Annotated in this window: 18 protein-coding genes; 11 read left to right on the forward strand and 7 right to left on the reverse strand. The window is 56.3% G+C overall.

What is annotated here, in order from left to right; translation table 11 throughout:
- Positions 1-27 precede the first annotated feature (27 nt).
- The 5 genes from anmK (at position 28) to pdxY (ending at position 4495) form a co-directional block, all read left to right on the forward strand.
- Positions 28-1149, forward strand: a complete 1122-nt coding sequence (anmK, locus tag AC6I8R_RS08845; RefSeq protein ID WP_415175749.1) for an anhydro-N-acetylmuramic acid kinase — start codon at positions 28-30, stop codon at positions 1147-1149.
- Between the two features lie 9 nt (positions 1150-1158).
- Positions 1159-1485 carry an MliC family protein gene (locus AC6I8R_RS08850; protein WP_021185210.1) on the forward strand — a complete coding sequence of 109 codons (327 nt, stop codon included), beginning with the start codon at positions 1159-1161 and terminating at the stop codon, positions 1483-1485.
- 23 nt (positions 1486-1508) lie between these two features.
- Complete coding sequence (gene pdxH / locus AC6I8R_RS08855; protein ID WP_021185209.1) at positions 1509-2165, forward strand: pyridoxamine 5'-phosphate oxidase; 657 nt, start codon at positions 1509-1511, stop codon at positions 2163-2165.
- A 139-nt stretch (positions 2166-2304) separates the two neighbouring features.
- On the forward strand, positions 2305-3579 hold the full coding sequence (gene tyrS, locus AC6I8R_RS08860; RefSeq protein WP_021185208.1) for a tyrosine--tRNA ligase: 1275 nt from the start codon (positions 2305-2307) through the stop codon (positions 3577-3579).
- A 52-nt stretch (positions 3580-3631) separates the two neighbouring features.
- Positions 3632-4495, forward strand: coding sequence for a pyridoxal kinase PdxY (gene pdxY / locus AC6I8R_RS08865; protein WP_497832750.1), 864 nt, complete (start codon positions 3632-3634; stop codon positions 4493-4495).
- A 37-nt stretch (positions 4496-4532) separates the two neighbouring features.
- On the opposite strand, the gene gstA is transcribed toward pdxY, so the two are convergent.
- Both gstA and AC6I8R_RS08875 read right to left on the reverse strand, forming a co-directional pair.
- Positions 4533-5138, reverse strand: coding sequence for a glutathione transferase GstA (gene gstA, locus AC6I8R_RS08870; RefSeq protein ID WP_208725530.1), 606 nt, complete (start codon positions 5136-5138; stop codon positions 4533-4535).
- A gap of 71 nt (positions 5139-5209) precedes the next feature.
- A complete protein-coding gene (locus AC6I8R_RS08875) occupies positions 5210-6118 on the reverse strand; it encodes a LysR family transcriptional regulator (protein ID WP_497832128.1) in 909 nt (302 codons plus the stop codon).
- Positions 6119-6209: 91 nt separating this feature from the next.
- On the opposite strand from AC6I8R_RS08875, the gene AC6I8R_RS08880 reads away from it, so the two are divergent.
- Both AC6I8R_RS08880 and AC6I8R_RS08885 read left to right on the forward strand, forming a co-directional pair.
- Positions 6210-6836 (forward strand): glutathione S-transferase family protein, encoded by a 627-nt coding sequence (locus AC6I8R_RS08880; RefSeq protein WP_497832129.1) that lies wholly within the window; start codon positions 6210-6212, stop codon positions 6834-6836.
- Positions 6820-7668 (forward strand): pyridoxamine 5'-phosphate oxidase family protein, encoded by an 849-nt coding sequence (locus AC6I8R_RS08885; RefSeq protein WP_497832130.1) that lies wholly within the window; start codon positions 6820-6822, stop codon positions 7666-7668. Before AC6I8R_RS08880 ends, AC6I8R_RS08885 begins: the two co-directional genes overlap by 17 nt.
- 58 nt (positions 7669-7726) lie before the next feature.
- On the opposite strand, the gene dtpA is transcribed toward AC6I8R_RS08885, so the two are convergent.
- Positions 7727-9232, reverse strand: coding sequence for a dipeptide/tripeptide permease DtpA (gene dtpA, locus AC6I8R_RS08890; protein WP_021185202.1), 1506 nt, complete (start codon positions 9230-9232; stop codon positions 7727-7729).
- 672 nt (positions 9233-9904) lie between these two features.
- Here dtpA and betI point away from each other — a divergent pair.
- The 4 genes from betI (at position 9905) to AC6I8R_RS08910 (ending at position 14487) form a co-directional block, all read left to right on the forward strand.
- Positions 9905-10510 carry a transcriptional regulator BetI gene (gene betI, locus AC6I8R_RS08895; RefSeq protein WP_036626912.1) on the forward strand — a complete coding sequence of 202 codons (606 nt, stop codon included), beginning with the start codon at positions 9905-9907 and terminating at the stop codon, positions 10508-10510.
- Between the two features lie 9 nt (positions 10511-10519).
- Complete coding sequence (gene betB, locus AC6I8R_RS08900) at positions 10520-11986, forward strand: betaine-aldehyde dehydrogenase (RefSeq protein ID WP_497832131.1); 1467 nt, start codon at positions 10520-10522, stop codon at positions 11984-11986.
- 45 nt (positions 11987-12031) lie between these two features.
- A complete protein-coding gene (betA, locus tag AC6I8R_RS08905; protein WP_497832132.1) occupies positions 12032-13675 on the forward strand; it encodes a choline dehydrogenase in 1644 nt (547 codons plus the stop codon).
- Between the two features lie 122 nt (positions 13676-13797).
- On the forward strand, positions 13798-14487 hold the full coding sequence (locus tag AC6I8R_RS08910) for a CTP synthase C-terminal region-related (seleno)protein (RefSeq protein WP_497832133.1): 690 nt from the start codon (positions 13798-13800) through the stop codon (positions 14485-14487).
- A 47-nt stretch (positions 14488-14534) separates the two neighbouring features.
- Here AC6I8R_RS08910 and AC6I8R_RS08915 read toward each other — a convergent pair whose 3' ends face one another.
- The 4 genes from AC6I8R_RS08915 to rsxG are packed head-to-tail and all read right to left on the reverse strand — an operon-like array spanning position 14535 to position 17456.
- Entirely contained in the window at positions 14535-15488 is a 954-nt protein-coding gene (locus AC6I8R_RS08915) for a zinc-dependent alcohol dehydrogenase family protein (RefSeq protein ID WP_415175077.1), read from the reverse strand.
- Positions 15489-15499: 11 nt separating this feature from the next.
- Positions 15500-16132: an endonuclease III gene (nth, locus tag AC6I8R_RS08920; RefSeq protein ID WP_021185196.1), complete on the reverse strand. Its 633-nt coding sequence runs from the start codon at positions 16130-16132 to the stop codon at positions 15500-15502.
- Positions 16129-16830, reverse strand: coding sequence for an electron transport complex subunit E (locus AC6I8R_RS08925; protein ID WP_208725368.1), 702 nt, complete (start codon positions 16828-16830; stop codon positions 16129-16131). Before AC6I8R_RS08925 ends, nth begins: the two co-directional genes overlap by 4 nt.
- A complete protein-coding gene (gene rsxG / locus AC6I8R_RS08930) occupies positions 16827-17456 on the reverse strand; it encodes an electron transport complex subunit RsxG (protein WP_021185194.1) in 630 nt (209 codons plus the stop codon). Before rsxG ends, AC6I8R_RS08925 begins: the two co-directional genes overlap by 4 nt.
- Positions 17457-17459: the final 3 nt, after the last annotated feature.

The raw sequence follows: 17459 nt of genomic DNA on the forward strand, positions 1-17459 counted from the left end.
TTGCTCGTGGGCGAGTAAGGAAAAGTTATGAAATCAGGACGCTATATCGGGGTGATGTCCGGTACCAGTCTTGACGGTGTCGATGTGGTGCTGGCGGCGATCGATGAACATATGGTGGCGCAGCAGGCGAGCTACTGTCATCCGATTCCACAAGATTTGCGGCAGCAGGTGCTGGCGATTTGTCAGGGGCAATCTCTGACCTTGTCGCAACTGGGGCAGCTCGATAACCGTTTGGGTAAGCTGTTCGCAGAAGCGGTATTAACCCTGATGCGCCAGCAGTCGCTGGAGGCCAGCGATATCATGGCAATAGGTTGCCACGGACAAACGGTGTGGCATGAGCCGTTAAGTGATGCGCCTAACACCTTACAGATTGGTGACAATAACCAAATTGTTGCTGCCACCGGCGTGACCGTGGTCGGGGATTTTCGCCGCCGCGATATGGCGTTGGGCGGGCAGGGTGCTCCGTTAGTACCGGCGTTTCACCAGGCTTTATTAATGGACAGCGTTGAGCGGCGCATGGTGTTGAACATCGGCGGGATTGCCAACCTCTCGTTGTTACTGCCAGGCCATGCGGTGCGCGGCTTTGACACCGGGCCGGGTAATATGTTGATTGATGCGTGGATTTGGCGTCACAAAGGCCAGCCCTACGACAAAGATGCCGCCTGGGCGCGCAGTGGGCAGGTGGTCCCGGCGCTGCTTGATCAGATGCTGGCCGATCCCTGGTTCGCGTTACCGCCGCCAAAAAGCACCGGACGCGAATATTTCAACCTCGGATGGGTCGAGCAACAATTGCAACGCTTCCCGGCACTGGCTGCGCAGGATGTACAGGCGACATTGACCGAACTCACCGCGCTGACCATTACGCAGCAGGTACAACTGAATGATGGCTGCGATCGCCTGTTAGTATGCGGTGGCGGCAGCCGTAACCCGCTGTTGATGGCCCGCCTGGCGGCAATGTTGCCCGGTACGGAGGTCAACACCACTGACCAGGCCGGTATCCGCGGCGATGATATGGAAGCGCTGGCCTTTGCCTGGCTGGCTTTCCGCACCTTGTCCGGCTTACCGGGCAATTTACCGGCGGTGACTGGCGCGCGCGAAATGAGCGTGCTGGGTGCCATCTATCCGGCAAATTCCCGGCAGACACGTTAAGGAGTCAGGATGAAAAAGGCGATTTTAGTGGGCGGCGTACTGCTGCTGAGCGGTTGTGGTTTAATGCATAAACCCGCCGAAGCACCGCAAAAGTTGCATTACCGTTGCGGTACGTTGCCGCTAACCGTAACTCTGGATAACCCGCGTCAGCAGGTCAGTTTTATTCTTGATGGCAAAGCGCTGACCTTGACCCAAACCGTTGCCGCTTCCGGTACGCGCTACAGTGACGGCACTTACGTCTTCTGGTCGAAAGGGAATGGCGCTTTTATCGAGCGTAACGATAAAATTGTGATTAATGACTGCGAATTGCAGAATGCGGATGGTTCCGCCCAGTAATCGTTAAAGAAAGAGTAAACAGCATGAGCGACAGTGACAGTTTGCAAAATATTGCCCACCTGCGTCGTGAATACACCCGTGGTGGTTTGCGGCGTAAAGATCTGCCAGAGGATCCTCTGGCGCTGTTTGAACAGTGGCTACAACAGGCGTGTGCCGCGCAACTGCCCGATCCCACCGCCATGACGGTGGCGACGGTAGACAGCAGCGGCCAGCCCTATCAGCGCATCGTGTTGCTCAAGCATTACGATGACAAAGGAATGGTGTTTTACACCAATCTCGGTAGCCGTAAGGCGTTGCAGCTGGCGGACAATCCGCGCATCTCGCTGCACTTCCCGTGGCACTATCTTGAACGTCAGGTGATGGTGCTGGGCGAAGTTGAGAAACTGTCGGCACTGGAGGTGTTGAAGTATTTCCATAGCCGTCCGCGTGACAGCCAGATTGGTGCCTGGGTTTCGAAGCAGTCGAGCCGCATTTCCGCTCGTGGCGTGCTGGAAGGCAAGTTCCTCGAATTGAAGCAGAAGTTCCAGCAAGGTGAAGTGCCCCTGCCGAGTTTCTGGGGCGGATTCCGGGTTAAATTCCACACGATGGAGTTCTGGCAAGGGGGAGAGCATCGGCTGCACGATCGCTTCCTCTATCAACGTCAGGACAATGGCTGGTCAATCGACCGTCTCGCCCCGTAAAACTGCGTTTTAACCCCTTTCAACGCTGGCGCAGTTGGCGTCAGCGCTTTATGCTATAGCCCTCATTTTTTTCACTTCCGCAAATCAGCGGAAAGCTGTGTACCAGCATAGGTGCAGTCTGATCAATTTGGAGTCAGTGATGACCAGCAGTAACCTGATACAACAATTGCAAGAGAGGGGCTTGATTGCCCAGGTAACGGACGAGGAAGCGTTAGCAGAGCGACTGGCGCAAGGGCCAATTGCACTCTATTGCGGCTTTGATCCCACCGCTGATAGCTTGCACTTGGGCCATCTGGTGCCGCTGCTCTGCCTGAAACGTTTTCAGGATGCCGGACATAAACCGGTCGCGCTGGTGGGTGGTGCCACCGGTCTGATTGGCGATCCCAGCTTTAAAGCAGCAGAACGTAAACTGAATACCACTGAAACCGTGGGCGAGTGGGTGGAGAAAATCCGCCATCAGGTCGCGCCATTCCTCAGTTTCGATTGTGGCGACAATAGCGCCATCGCCGCCAATAACTATGACTGGTTTGGTGGCATGAATGTGCTGACCTTCCTGCGTGATATCGGTAAACACTTCTCTGTGAACCAGATGATCAACAAAGAAGCGGTCAAACAGCGTCTTAACCGTGACGATCAGGGTATCTCCTACACCGAATTCTCCTACAACCTGTTGCAGGGTTATGACTTTGCCGAGTTGAACAAGCGTTATGGCGTGGTGCTGCAAATTGGCGGTTCCGACCAGTGGGGCAACATCACCTCCGGTATCGATTTAACCCGTCGCCTGCACCAGCAGCAGACCTGGGGTCTGACCGTGCCGTTGATCACCAAGTCTGACGGTACCAAGTTCGGTAAAACTGAAGGCGGCGCGGTGTGGCTCGATGCGAAGAAAACCAGTCCGTATAAGTTCTACCAGTTCTGGATCAACACCGCGGATGCGGATGTGTATCGCTTCCTGAAATTCTTCACCTTCATGAGCATTGAAGAGATCAATGCGCTGGAAGAAGCTGACAAAAACAGCGGTACCGCACCTCGCGCGCAGTACGTGTTGGCCGAGCAGGTGACACGACTGGTGCATGGCGATGCGGGCCTGACTGCGGCCAAACGCATCACCGAGAGCCTGTTCTCTGGCAGCCTGAGCGATATGACCGAAGCGGATTTCGAGCAGCTGGCACAGGACGGTATGCCGACCATCAACCTGACCGCCGAAGATGACCTGCAACAGGCGCTGGTCAAAGCGGAGCTGGTGCCTTCACGCGGCCAGGCACGTACCATGATCGGTTCCAACGCGGTTTCTCTGAACGGTGAAAAACAATCTGACGCCGAATACCGTTTCAGCGACAGCGACAAACTGTTTGGGCGCTTCACGCTGCTGCGTCGCGGCAAAAAACACTACTGCCTGATTAACTGGCAGTAAGCGATTCAGGGCCGGTTTCCGGCCCTTTTTTATGGCAAGGCAGTACAGGGCAATAATGAAAAATATTCTCGCAATCCAGTCTCATGTTGTTTACGGCCATGCTGGCAACAGCGCGGCAGAGTTTCCCATGCGTCGTATGGGTGCCAACGTCTGGCCGCTGAATACCGTGCAGTTCTCCAACCACACGCAGTATGGCCACTGGACCGGCACCGTGATGCCAGCCACCCATCTGACCGATATTGTGCAGGGCATCGCCGCTATCGATCGATTAAAGACCTGTGATGCGGTGCTGAGTGGCTATCTGGGTTCCGCCGAGCAGGGTGAGCAGATCCTGGAGATTGTGCGCCAGGTAAAAGCCGCTAACCCGAATGCCTGGTACTTCTGTGATCCGGTCATGGGGCACCCGGAAAAAGGCTGCATTGTTGCGCCGGGGGTGGCGGAGTTTCATTGCAAAATGGCGCTTCCGGCCAGCGATATTATTGCTCCGAACCTGCTGGAGCTGGAGATGCTGAGCGGGCACAGCATCTCCAATGTTGAACAGGCGGTGGTTGCGGCTCGTGAGCTGATTGCTCAGGGGCCAAAAGTGGTGCTGGTGAAACATCTGGCGCGTGCCGGACGTCGCAGCGACCGTTTTGAGATGTTGCTGGTCACTGCCGATGAATGCTGGCATATCGACCGTCCATTGGTCGATTTTGGCGTACGTCAGCCGGTCGGCGTTGGTGATCTCACCAGCGGGCTGCTGCTGGTCGATCTGCTGCACGGCAAGTCGCTGCGTGATGCGCTGGAGCACGTCACGGCAGCGGTGTATGAAGTTATGCTGAAAACCCATGAAATGGGCGAGTACGAACTGCAACTGGTGGCGGCACAGGATGCGATTGCGCAACCGACGCAGCATTTCGCGGCGGAAAAACTGTAACAGCCCGTCGCGGCGCGATAAATCGCGCCGCGACGCATCAGACCAGACCTTCCGCTTTCAGCGCCGCCTGTACTGCCGGGCGTTCTGCCACCCGATCAAACCAGCTATTCAGCGCCGTAAACCCACTCAAATCCAGTTGTAACGCATGCGCCCAGCGCGTCACCACAAACAGATAGGCATCCGCCACGGTAAAACGCAGCCCCATCAGCCACTGTTTATCCTGTAACGCCTGATTTGCGATGGCGAATTTTTTGATTAGCTGCTCACGCACCAGCTCTTTGTATTCTGCGGGGGTGTCCTTGCGGAACAAGGGGCTGAAGCCTTTGTGCAATTCAGTACCGATAAAACTGAGCCACTCCAGCGTGTGATAACGGGTGAGACTCCCGGTCGGCGCCAGCAGGTGGCGATCGGGTTTTTGATCGGCCAGATACTGCACAATCGCCGTACCCTCCGTCAGTAACGTGCCATCATCAAACTGTAAAGCCGGTACCTGTCCTTTCGGGTTTATCTGCCAGTAATCCTCTCCTCGCTCGGTACGTTTCAGTTGCAGGTCGACATTAACCTGTGTGAAGTCCAGCCCGCATTCGCGCATCACGATGTGTGGCGATAGCGAGCAGGCACCGGGCTTACAATAGAGTTTCATCATGGCCTCTCCTCGGTTTGTTGTGATCAAACCAGCATAATTCGGCGAAAAAGATTTGCCAGTGATACCGATCAGGAATCGTGGCTGATAGCGTAATTTTCTTCATGAAAGCAGGCGAGTGCGGGCAAACGCGCCAGTGCAAAATCCCAGAACTGGCGGACTTTCGGCGTCATGTTCCTAACCCGTTGCGTCACCAACTGTACCGGCAAGGCGGCAGGTTCCCACTCCGGCAATAAACGGATCAATGTTCCCGCGTGCAGATCGTCCAGCACCTGATAAGAGAGCAGGCGGCCAATCCCCTGGTGGCTGCGCAATGCCAGCAGCTGACTCTCCACTTCATTCACGCGCAGTCGAGGGGTAATACGCACCCGCACATCACGCGCAAATCGCCATTCTCGTGTCTGCCGTATCCCGGCAATCAGCGCATGTTCGCTCAGTGTGGAGGGATGCTGCGGAATACCTGCGCGTTGTAAATAATCCGGGCTGGCAATCAGCACACTGCGTACCTCGCCGACCCGACGTGCCACCATCGAGGAATCCTGAAGTTCACCGATGCGTAGCGCGATATCCAGCCCGTTATCGATCAAGTCCTGATAGCTGTCGCTCAGCACCAATTCCAGCTGAATTTCCGGATGAAGCGCCAGGAAGGCGTTCACCAACGGCATCACATGGCGGCGGCCAAACTGAACCGGGGCAGTGACGCGCAGCAGTCCTTGCAATCCGCTATGGTGGGCGCTGTCCATTGCGGCCTGATAGTCGGTCAGCAACTGGCGCGCCTGCTCAAATAGCTGCCAACCGGCTTCGGTAGGGGCCAGTTGGCGCGTGGTGCGTTCAATTAAGGTGGTGCCGAAGCGCTGCTCCAGCGCCGCCAGAGTACGGGTGATGACCGGCGGTGAACGCTGCAAACGACGGGCGGCTGCCGCCAGGCTACCCTGTTGAATGACGGTGACAAACACCTGTAGCTCATCGAATCTGTCCATCATTATTCCTGATTTCGTAACAGTCTCTTGTCGTAACCCGATCTTCATTACGTAAATCACAAGAGTAAGCTAAGCAAAAAAGGAGATCATCATGAAACTGTACAGCACACCGTTATCTGGCCATGCGCACCGTGTCCGACTATTACTGAATATGCTGCAACTGGATTATCAATGTATTGAAGCGGCGGCGGCTTTGCGCCAGCAAGCTGAATTTCGTCAGTTGAATCCGTGGCAGCAAATTCCGGTGCTGGTGGATGACGAGGTCGTGATTTACGACAGTAACGCCATTCTGGTGTATCTGGTGCGCCGCTATGCACCGGACAGCCACTGGCTGCCGGATGAGCCGGTGGCTGCCGCCCAGGTGCAGCTGTGGCTGGGGAAAGCGGCGGGAGAGATTCGTTACGGCGTTGGATCCGCGCGTTTAATTAAACAATTTCACACCCCGGAAGACTACGCCTCGGCGTGCAGCGTGGCGGCGCGTTTTCTGCCACAGATGGAAGCGCATTTAAGCACGCAACGCTGGCTGGCAGGTGAGCTGCCGACCATCGCCGACCTGGCCTGTTACGCGTACGTGGCTTGTGCCCCCCAGGGCGGCATTTCATTACAACCGTGGCCCGCCATTCGTCAGTGGCTGGCCCAGGTCGAGGCGCTATCCGGCTTTGAGTCGCTACCGCCATTACCCCTTCCCGAGGAAAGCGAAAATGTTCCATCCCGGTGAACAACGCGCCCAGCAACTGGCAGGTTTTAACCATGTACGGGCCGCAATTTACGATCAGATGCCGTTGCAGCACCAGATGTTCTTTGCGCAATTGCCCTATCTGCTACTGGCGCAACGCGATAGCCAGGGCTGGCCGCTGGCGCATTTATTGATGGCTGAACCCGGTTTCATTCAGCCGCTGGATGAGCACTACCTGGCGATCAGCACCCACGCGCTCCAGCGTGCAGCGCTATTACAACCGTTGGCGGAAGGCGATGCGCTGGCCATCCTCGGCATTGATTTCGCCACGCGGCGCCGCAACCGCGCCAGTGGGGAAGTTGCGGCGATCGGGCCAGAACATCTGGTGATGCGAATTCACGAGAGCTTTGGCAACTGTCCGCAATATATCCATCAATATCCGTGGCATTTTCCGGCGGAGCAACAGGTCGAGATTGAACAGGTCACATCCTTAAGTGTTGAGGACCGGCAGCATCTCAGTCGCAGCCAAACGTTTTTTATCGCCAGCGGTTCTCCGTCCGGCAGTATGGATATTTCACATCGCGGTGGTCCTGCGGGTTTTCTGCGCTGGCATGACTCTGGGTTACTGTCGTTCGATGATTTTCCCGGTAACCGTTATATGAATACCCTGGGCAATTTGTTGCTGGATGCGCGCTGTGCGCTGTTGATCCCGGACTGGCAATTGGGTACCGCGCTGCACTTGCAGGGTGAGATGACCATCGATTGGGCCGCGAGCAACGCAGAAGGGAAGGTTATCCGGCGTTTGTGGTTTGCGCCGCAGCAGGTGATGCGGTTAGGCGTGGGTGCCTGCTGGCAAGCAGACACCGCCGCATAAAAAAACCGCCATCCCAGGGGATGACGGCTTGATCGTTTTTCCGGACTGAACCGCAGAATCAGGAATTGGCGTTGGCGCGCTGCAATTCAGTCTGGGTATCGTCCTGTGTCATGCGGTTCAGCAGCGGGGCGGTGATCAGCATCAGGATAGCAATCACCCCGGTCGCGATACCAATCTGCTGGAACACATGGCTGTACACCGCCAGCGACGTGTGCGGATCGGTCACATCACTCGGCACGGCCATCAGGTTAGCCACTTTACCGGCGATCATCGCAGCACCTGCGGTGGTCAGGAACCAAGAACCCATGATAAAGCCCATCAGACGCTGTGGAACCAGCTGTGCCACCATCGCCAGGCCAAGGCCAGAAATCATCAGCTCGCCCACGCTCTGCAATGCATAGCTGAGAATCAGCCAGTTGACCGACACGATGCCCGCTTCGTTCGCGAATTTGGCACCAAACGGCAGCACCAGGAAGGCACCAGAACACAGCACCATACCGATGGCAAACTTGTGCGGCATTGGCAGTTTGTCGCCCATCTTGTTGTACACCGCTGCCAGAATCGGGCTGGCAAGCATGATCCAGAACGGGTTAAGCGCCTGGAACTGCTCCGGTTCGAAGGTGATGCCGAGAATGGCATGCTCAACGTTACGGATGGCGAAGAAGTTCAGCGAGGTCGGCATCTGCATGTACAGCACGAAGAACACGATGGCTTCAACCATCAGCAGGAAGGCGACGATCATTTTACGACGTGCCGCGCCCTGCAAAGCAAAGGCTTCTTTGGCAAACACCATCACGATACCAATCGCGATCACACCCAGCGCCATGCGCGCGATGCTCTGATGATGCAGCAGCCAGGTCGCCAGGGCGATCAATGCCACCACGCCAACCAGCGTCATCAGCAATTTGTTGATCTGCAACGGAGCGAAATCAGGTTTGGAACCGTAACCCTTCACCAGACGCTGACAGAACAGGAAGTTCAGCAGGGTGATCACCAGACCAACAACCGACAGTGAGAATGCCGCGCCCCAGCCATACTTCGCCGCCAGCCACGGTGTCAGCATCATGGAGAACAGCGAACCGATGTTGATCGACATGTAGAACATGGTGAATGCGCCGTCGATACGCGGGTCGTCTTTCTCGTAGCAGGTGGAGAGCAGGGAAGACGGGTTGGCTTTAAACAGGCCGCTACCCACCGCAATGGTGGCCATACCGACATACACCATGGTGGTGTCATGACCGGAGAAGGCGACAAAAGCATAACCCAGCGCCAGAACCATCACCCCGAGGACGATGACACGTTTGGTGCCCAGCACTTTATCACCCAGCCAGCCGCCAATGGCGACCAAACCGTAAACCAGCGCACTAAACGAGGTGAACAGGGTGATGGAATCTGCTTCCGACATCCCCAGTTGTTTCACCAGGTAAACCGCCATAATGGCTTGCAGGCCGTAGTAACCAAAACGTTCCCACAGTTCGATCGAGAAGATCAGGTAGAACGCTTTCGGTTGCTTGAACGCGTTGAGGCTGACTGCCTCATCAGTGTGTTTGTTTGCAGTTGACACGAGTACCTCAGTTTATACATAGCCTGTTTTTTGACAGGAATTAAGTCTGCGTCAGGCTGGGTAAATCCTGCGCAACATTGTTATTAGATAGGAAAAACGGCGCCTAATTTGGCTGAATCAGGCCAGCAGGGCAAGTACTTTTTACACGCTGAAATACCTGTGAAGGGTAGGGTTAAAGCAATAATAAAAAGTTGTTAATCAGTGTTAAATCCCGAGTGATGACATTATATCAGGATAATCGGTTGGTTTGCAGATCGTTAAGATCATTTTCATGAGATAAACTGCGATTATTCTTAATTTCAGGAGATATGTCTGCAGTATGAAACATAAACAAAAAATAAACCTGTTAATGGCGTATTGTTAAGCACGATAGGTTGATAATTAAACAAAAAAACCTGTGCAAAGATTCCAGCGCGCTAATTAGTTGATCCTGCGCACAAAAATACGATTTATTTTCGCATGTAAAAAAAGAAAACGTTTGCGTAGCCCTTTTCAGGCAGATAAAAAACGCCATTCAAGCCGGTATCAGGAATAAGCAACAGCTTTAAGGGAGTAAAAGCAAATTCCGCTAATAGCAGCGGGAAAGGATGAGAAGGTGTTTTTTATTGATTGAACGTTCAATATAAAATAACTACACTTTTTCACATTCCATATACACAACCGATGAACACCATGCCAAAAACAGGAATGAAAGCCATTCGGCAGGCGCAGTTAATTCAGGCGACCCTGACGGTGATTGACCGTGTGGGGCTGGCTGAGGCCAGCATCGCGCTGATAGCCAAACAAGCCGGGGTGTCGACCGGCATCGTCAGCCATTACTTTGGCGACAAAAACGGTCTGCTGGATGCCTGTATGCGGCAAATCCTCGCCGATCTTTATCTGGCGGTGGAGCGGCAGAGACGGCTGGCGGATGACACGCCGGAAGCGCAGATCCGCGCCATTATTGATGGCAATTTCGACCCGTCGCAGGTCGAAGGGCCGGTGCTCACTACCTGGCTGGTGTTCTGGACCAGCAGCCTGCATCACGACAACCTGCAACGTTTGCAGCGTATTAATGACAAACGCCTGTGGTCGAACATCACCGCGCAATATGCCCGCGTTTTGCCGCGTGAGCAGGCCCGCGCGGCCGGCAGCAGTCTGGCAGCGTTAATTGACGGACTGTGGCTACGGATGACATTAGCACCGCAGCCAATGGCACAGGGATTGGCGCAGGCGCGCCAGCTCTGTTATCAGAATCTTGCCCTGTGGCTGGCCGCCGCCGGGCCAACCCCATCCTGAGGAGAACATATGGCTGAGATCACGCGCCGCGGCTTATATATCAATGGTCAGGAGTGTCCGGGCAACGGACCGCTGTTTACCAGCGTCAACCCGGCTAACGGCCAGGTGCTGGCGGAGATCACCGCCGCCAGTCAGGAAGATGTCGATCGTGCAGTTTCCTCTGCGTGTGCAGGACAGCGCATCTGGCGAAGCTATACCCCGGTGGAGCGCAGCCGCGTGTTGCTGAAAGCCGTGGCTTTATTGCGCGAACGTAATCAGGCGCTGGCGGAACTGGAAACGGCGGATACCGGTAAGCCAATCAGCGAAACTGCCGCGGTTGATATCGTCACCGGAGCGGATGTGCTGGAGTATTACGCCGGTCTGGCTCCGGCATTGCAGGGCGAGCAGATCCCACTGCGTGACACCGCCCTGGTGTACACCCGGCGCGAACCGCTGGGCGTCTGTGCCGGGATTGGTGCATGGAACTACCCAATCCAAATCGCGTTGTGGAAAAGCGCCCCGGCCCTCGCAGCGGGCAATGCCATGGTGTTTAAACCCAGCGAAGTGACGCCGCTGAGCGCCCTGGCGCTGGCAAAAATCTACAGCGAAGCCGGATTGCCGGATGGGGTATTTAACGTGGTGCAGGGCGCGGGTGAGGTGGGACAGGCGCTGAGTCAACATCCGCGCATCGACAAAGTCTCCTTCACCGGCGAAGTGAATACCGGTAAACGGGTGATGGCGGATGCCGCGCTCGCCAATCTGAAGGAAGTCACCATGGAACTGGGGGGCAAATCGCCGCTGATTGTGTTTGCCGATGCCGACCTGGAACGTGCCGTCGATGGCGCGCTAATGGCGAATTTCTACAGCAGCGGCCAGGTATGTACCAATGGCACCCGGGTGTTTGTCCATCACAGTATTCAGGCCCGGTTCGAGCAGCGTCTGCTGGAGAAAATGCAGGGCATCCGTATGGGCGATCCACTGGATGCCTCTGTAAACTTCGGCCCACTGGTCAGCGAACAGCACTGCCGCAAAGTCGAAAGCTACCTGAAACTCGGCAAGGAGCAGGGCGCACGTCTGCTGGCGGGCGGTCATCGCATCATCGACGGCCCGTTGGCGCGGGGTTGTTATATCGAACCAACGGTGTTCAGCGATTGCCACGATGAGATGCGCATTGTGCGTGAGGAGATCTTTGGCCCGGTAATGAGCATCCTCAGGTTCGACAGCGAAGAAGAGGTGATTCGCCGGGCTAACGATACCGAGCTGGGGCTGGCCGCCGGGATTTTCACCCGCGACCTGAATCGCGCCCACCGTGTTACCCATCAACTCGAAGCGGGGATCTGCTGGATCAACAGTTGGGGCGAATCACCCGCCCCGATGCCGGTGGGAGGATATAAGCAATCCGGGCTGGGGCGTGAAAACGGCATCGTAACGCTGCAAAACTATACGCGCACCAAATCGGTGTTGATTGAGCTGGGCGACTACCCGAGCGCATTTTGAGTTTTCATCCCCGGCGGCGTGCCGCCGGGGCGAACAGGAGGTTGAATGCAAAAATTTGATTACATCATTATTGGTGCAGGCTCCGCAGGCAATGTGCTGGCCACCCGTTTAACTGAGGATGCTGACGTATCGGTACTGTTACTGGAAGCGGGCGGTCGTGATCACCGCTGGGACTTCCGTACCCAAATGCCAGCCGCTTTGGCTTATCCGTTGCAGGGTAAGCGTTATAACTGGGCGTATGAAACCGAGCCGGAACCGCAGATGAATCAGCGCCGTATGGAGTGCGGGCGGGGTAAGGGGCTGGGCGGTTCATCGTTGATCAACGGCATGTGTTATATCCGAGGCAACGCGCTGGATTACGATAACTGGGCGAAGAAAACCGGGCTGGAGAACTGGGCCTATCGCAACTGCCTGCCCTATTTTCGCAAGGCAGAAAAACGTGATGCCGGTGCCAACGATTATCATGGCGCAGAAGGCTATCTCAGCGTGACGACGGCGAAAACCGGCAACAACCCGCTGTATCGCGCTTTTGTTGGTGCCGCCAGACAGGCCGGACACGCAGAAACCGATGACCTCAACGGTTATCGTCAGGAGGGGTTTGGGCCAATGGATCGTACTGTGACGCCACAGGGCCGCCGCTCCAGTACCGCCCGCGGCTACCTCGATGTGGCGAAGGCGCGCCCTAATCTCAGTATCATCACCCATGCGCAGACCGACCGGATTATCTTTGACGGCAAAACAGCTACCGGTGTGCGCTGGCTGGTCAAAGGTGAGCCGCAGCAGGCGCAGGCACGACGTGAGGTATTGTTATGTGCCGGGGCCATCGGTTCGCCACAAATTCTGCAACGTTCCGGGGTTGGCCCCGAGGAGTGGCTGCGTGAACTGGAGATCGGGGTGGTGCACGCGTTGCCCGGCGTTGGCCGCAATTTGCAGGATCATCTGGAGATTTACATGCAATATCGCTGCAAACTGCCGGTGAGTCTTTATCCGGCATTGCAGTGGTGGAACCAACCGGCGATTGGTGCGGAATGGCTGCTGAAAGGGACGGGCGTGGGGGCCAGCAACCAGTTTGAGGCGGGCGGGTTTATCTGTAGTGATGACCAGCCAGACTGGCCGGATCTGCAATACCATTTCCTGCCGGTGGCGATTAATTACAACGGCAGCAGCCCGGTGAAGGAGCACGGTTTTCAGGCGCATGTCGGTCCGATGCGGTCCCTGAGCCGTGGGCGGGTGAAACTGACATCGCAAGATCCTTATGCTGCCCCCTCGATCTTTTTCAATTACATGTCACAGGAACGTGACTGGCAGGAGTTTCGCGCCGCCGTGCGCCTGACGCGCGAAATCATGCGGCAACCGGCGCTGGCCGACTATTGCGGAGCCGAAATTCAGCCCGGCCCGGCGGTGCAGAGTGACGAGCAAATTGACGCCTTTATCCGTTCACACGCCGAGACGGCCTATCATCCCTGTGGCAGCTGTGCTATGGGCTATGGCGAGATGGATGTGGTGGACAGCGTCGGGCGAGTGCACGGTGTGCAGCAACTGCGCGTTGTGGATGCCTCGATTATGCCGCAAATTACCACCGGCAATCTGAATGCGCCGACAGTGATGATCGCCGAGAAGATTGCCGATGCGATTCGTGGCCGGACTCCGTTGGCCGCTTCTACCGCGGATTATTACGTACAGAATTAAAACCCACGTAGCGGCGCGATTTATCGCGCGGTCTTTTATGACACCGCGCACTAAATCGCGCCGCTACATGACAGCCAAACCTCTTTGCTGTAACCTCCTTTTTTCCCCGAAAGGACGTTCCCATGACGCAGTCAGTTCGTGTCGCCCTTGTAGGCGATTACCGTGCCAGTGCCGTCGCGCACCAGGCCATTCCTCCCGCAGTTCAGCTTGCCGCTCAACATCTCAGCCTAAACGTTACCGCCGACTGGATTGCTACCCCCGAAATCCATATCCCCGCTTTTGCCGACTATGATGCCATCTGGGTCGTGCCAGGCAGCCCCTATCAAAACGATGCCGGGGTGTTCGCCACCATTCAATGGGCGCGTGAACACGGCAAACCGTTTCTTGGTTCCTGCGGTGGTTTTCAATACGCGGTGATTGAGTATGCGCGCAACGTGCTGTGCTGGGACGATGCCGCCCATGCTGAAACGGATAAGGAGGGGCGCTGGGTAATTGCACCACTCAGCTGTTCGCTGGTGGAACAGCGGGGCGAAGTGACCTTTAAACCTGGCTCACGCATCGCGACAGCGTATGATGCACTGCAAAGTGATGAGGGTTATCACTGCAACTTTGGGGTCAATCCTGATTTCAGCGAGGCACTGGAGACGCGCAACCTGCACATCACCTCGTGGGATCTGGCAGGGGATGTACGTGGTATTGAACTGACCGATCATCCGTTCTTTATTGCGACGCTGTTCCAGTCGGAGCGTGCTGCGCTGCAAAACCGTTTATCACCGCTGGTGGTGGCGTGGTTGCAGGCCGCCACGCGATAAATCTTGCGTCCATCGTAGCGGCGCGATTTATCGCGCGCTGTTGCCGGTTATGAAAGTTGCAGCAACGGTTTCTGGCTGCGGCCGGACTGGTGATAAAAGTGAATTGCCTCGCGCCACTGATCAAACGGGTACACGGCAACTTCGCCGCAGTCGCTGCTCCGCAACAGCGGCCAGAGTTCAGCAAACAGCTGCTGCCATGCCGCAGGCGTCAGCGCATCCAGATAATGACGGACATGAAACCAGTGCAGGACGGGGCGCGCGGCGTTAACGCGCACTGGCTGACCGGTCAGCACGCCATAGGCGATAAACTGCGCATCAGTGGGTAGCGCTTGCCAGATGAGCTGGCTCACCGCGCCACCAGTGGCATCAAACACCAAATCGGCCCCGGCGGCGCGCTGGCGGATGTCTGCATGTTGATCCTGCTGCAACGCACCGATAGCAAGACGCTGTAAGCGTGCCGCATGGCGGGGCGCACGATAGATAGCGGTTACGCTCTGCGCCCCCCACCGCAACGCCCATTGCGCCAGTAGCAGCGCACAGTCCGAGCCGCCAGCAGTGAGCAGCAGGTGTTTATTGCCGGGTGACCAGTTTTTCAACATCAACAGCGCCGCCAGCGGATTGATATACGCGCGGGCCGCCAGCGTGCTGTCGATATCATCCGGCACCGGAATGGCGAGAGCGGCATCACAATCGACATAGCGTTGCCAGGTTCCCGCGCCGCGCAAAGGCAGTACCCGTTTACCCAGTAAGTGGCTGAAATCAGCCGGAGCGGCAACCACCGTACCCACGCCTTCATAACCCGCGACCCGTGGCGGGGTGACGCGGTGACGATAAGCACCGGTAATCGGAATCAAATCAGAGGCATTTACCGGCGCAAACCGCATCTGCACGCGCAGTTGCGCAGGGGCCAGCGGTGTAAGCGGAGTGTATTCGAGGGTCAGAACGTCAGAAGGGTTGCCAAACTGCCGGAAAATTAATGCTGCATTCTCAGCAGTGGTCATGGCATCCCTCGTTATTCGGTTTTGGCGTCAAACTCGCACAGGTCTTCAATTAAGCAGGAGCCGCAGCGGGGTTTGCGCGCCACGCAGGTATAGCGACCGTGCAGAATCAGCCAGTGGTGGCAATCAACCTTAAAGGCTTTCGGTACCACCTTCAGCAGCTTCTCTTCCACTTCTTCGACATTTTTACCGGGGGCAAAACGGGTGCGATTGCTGACGCGAAAGATATGGGTATCGACGGCAATGGTCGGCCAGCCAAAAGCGGTGTTCAACACCACATTGGCGGTTTTGCGGCCTACACCGGGCAGGGCTTCCAGTGCGGCACGATCTTCCGGCACCTCGCCGCCATGCTGCTCCAGCAGGATTCGGCAGGTTTTGATGACGTTTTCCGCTTTGCTGTTAAACAGGCCGATGGTTTTGATGTACTCCTTCACACCCTCGACCCCGAGCGCCAGGATGCTGGCTGGGGTGTTGGCCACCGGATAAAGCTTTGCCGTGGCTTTATTGACGCTGACATCGGTGGCCTGCGCCGAGAGCAGTACCGCAATCAATAATTCAAACGGTGAGCTGAAGTTCAGCTCGGTGGTAGGGTGGGGATTCTCATCGCGCAGACGCGTGAGAATTTGTACGCGTTTATCCTGATTCACACCGCTTTCCCTGTCTGGCCCTGCGGCTCTGCGGCGGGCGTCTCGGCACGATTGGCCGCACGTTGTTTCATCTTCTGATCAATAAGGTATTTTGCCGCCAGCAGCATACCAAGGCCAATAAACGCTCCCGGCGGTAGCATCGCCAGCAGCATCGGAGAATCAAAATGCACCACTTCAATACGCAGCACTTTCGCCCACGGGCCGAGCAACTGGTCTGCGCCATTAAACAGGGTGCCGCTACCGATAATTTCACGAATCGAACCGAGGGTCACCATCGCGCAGGTCGCTCCCATGCCGATGGCAAAGCCATCCAGCGCGGAAAGCGGGATACTGCTTTTTGACGCGACGGCTTCTGCACGACCTACCACGATGCAGTTGGTCACAATCAACGGGATAAAAATGCCGAGTGACTGATATAAACCGTGGGCATAGGCGTTGATCAGCATCTGCACGCAGCTCACCACGGAGGCGATGATCATCACATAAATCGGGATACGAATATCCGCTGGCACCCAACGGCGCGAGGCGGAAATTGCGCTGTTGGTGATGGTCAGTACCAGGGTGGTCGCCAGACCAAGGCCGAGGGCGTTGGTGGCGGTGGAGGTCACCGCCAGCAGCGGGCAGAGTCCGAGCAACTGCACCAGCGCGGAGTTGTTTTTCCACAGGCCGCCGATCAGTAAGTTTTTCGCTTCACTCATTTTGCCTCTCCACATTCGGGCAGCGATGACAGTTTCGCTGGCAGGGTTTCAATCAGTAACGCGGCGCGTTTGGTGGCATTGACCACCGCGCGTGGGGTGATGGTCGCACCGGTAAACTGGTCAAATTCACCGCCATCTTTCTTCACTGCAAAATTTTTGTCATCGGCACCGTGCACCACTTTGCCGTTGAAACTGTTGATCCAGTCAGAGACGCGCAGCTCGATTTTATCACCAAGACCGGGGGTTTCATGATGTTCGATGACGCGCACGCCCAGCACTTTACCGTGGAAATCCGCGCCCACCAGCATTTCAATCGCTCCAGAATAGCCGTCTGGTGCGGTAGTCTCAAGCGCCACCGCCACCGGTGTATCGCCTTTGCGCGCCAGATAAAGATGGTGCGGTTTACCGTTGCCGAGGGCCGGATCGGTGACCAGATAACATTCCTGTTGAATGTGGTTATCGTATAAATCGGTCGGCACCACCTGATCCAGCAGGTTTTTCTGTTGCAGCGCGGTCTGATGATCAACCGTTGGCTTGGTCACAAAGTTAACGATTGCCGTCACGCCGGTGGTGATCACCGCGAAAATTGCCAGCGTCAGCGCATTTTTACGAATAGTCTCGAACATCGG

It is taken from the genome of Pantoea sp. X-Soil-OKNW-713 (assembly GCF_059730685.1).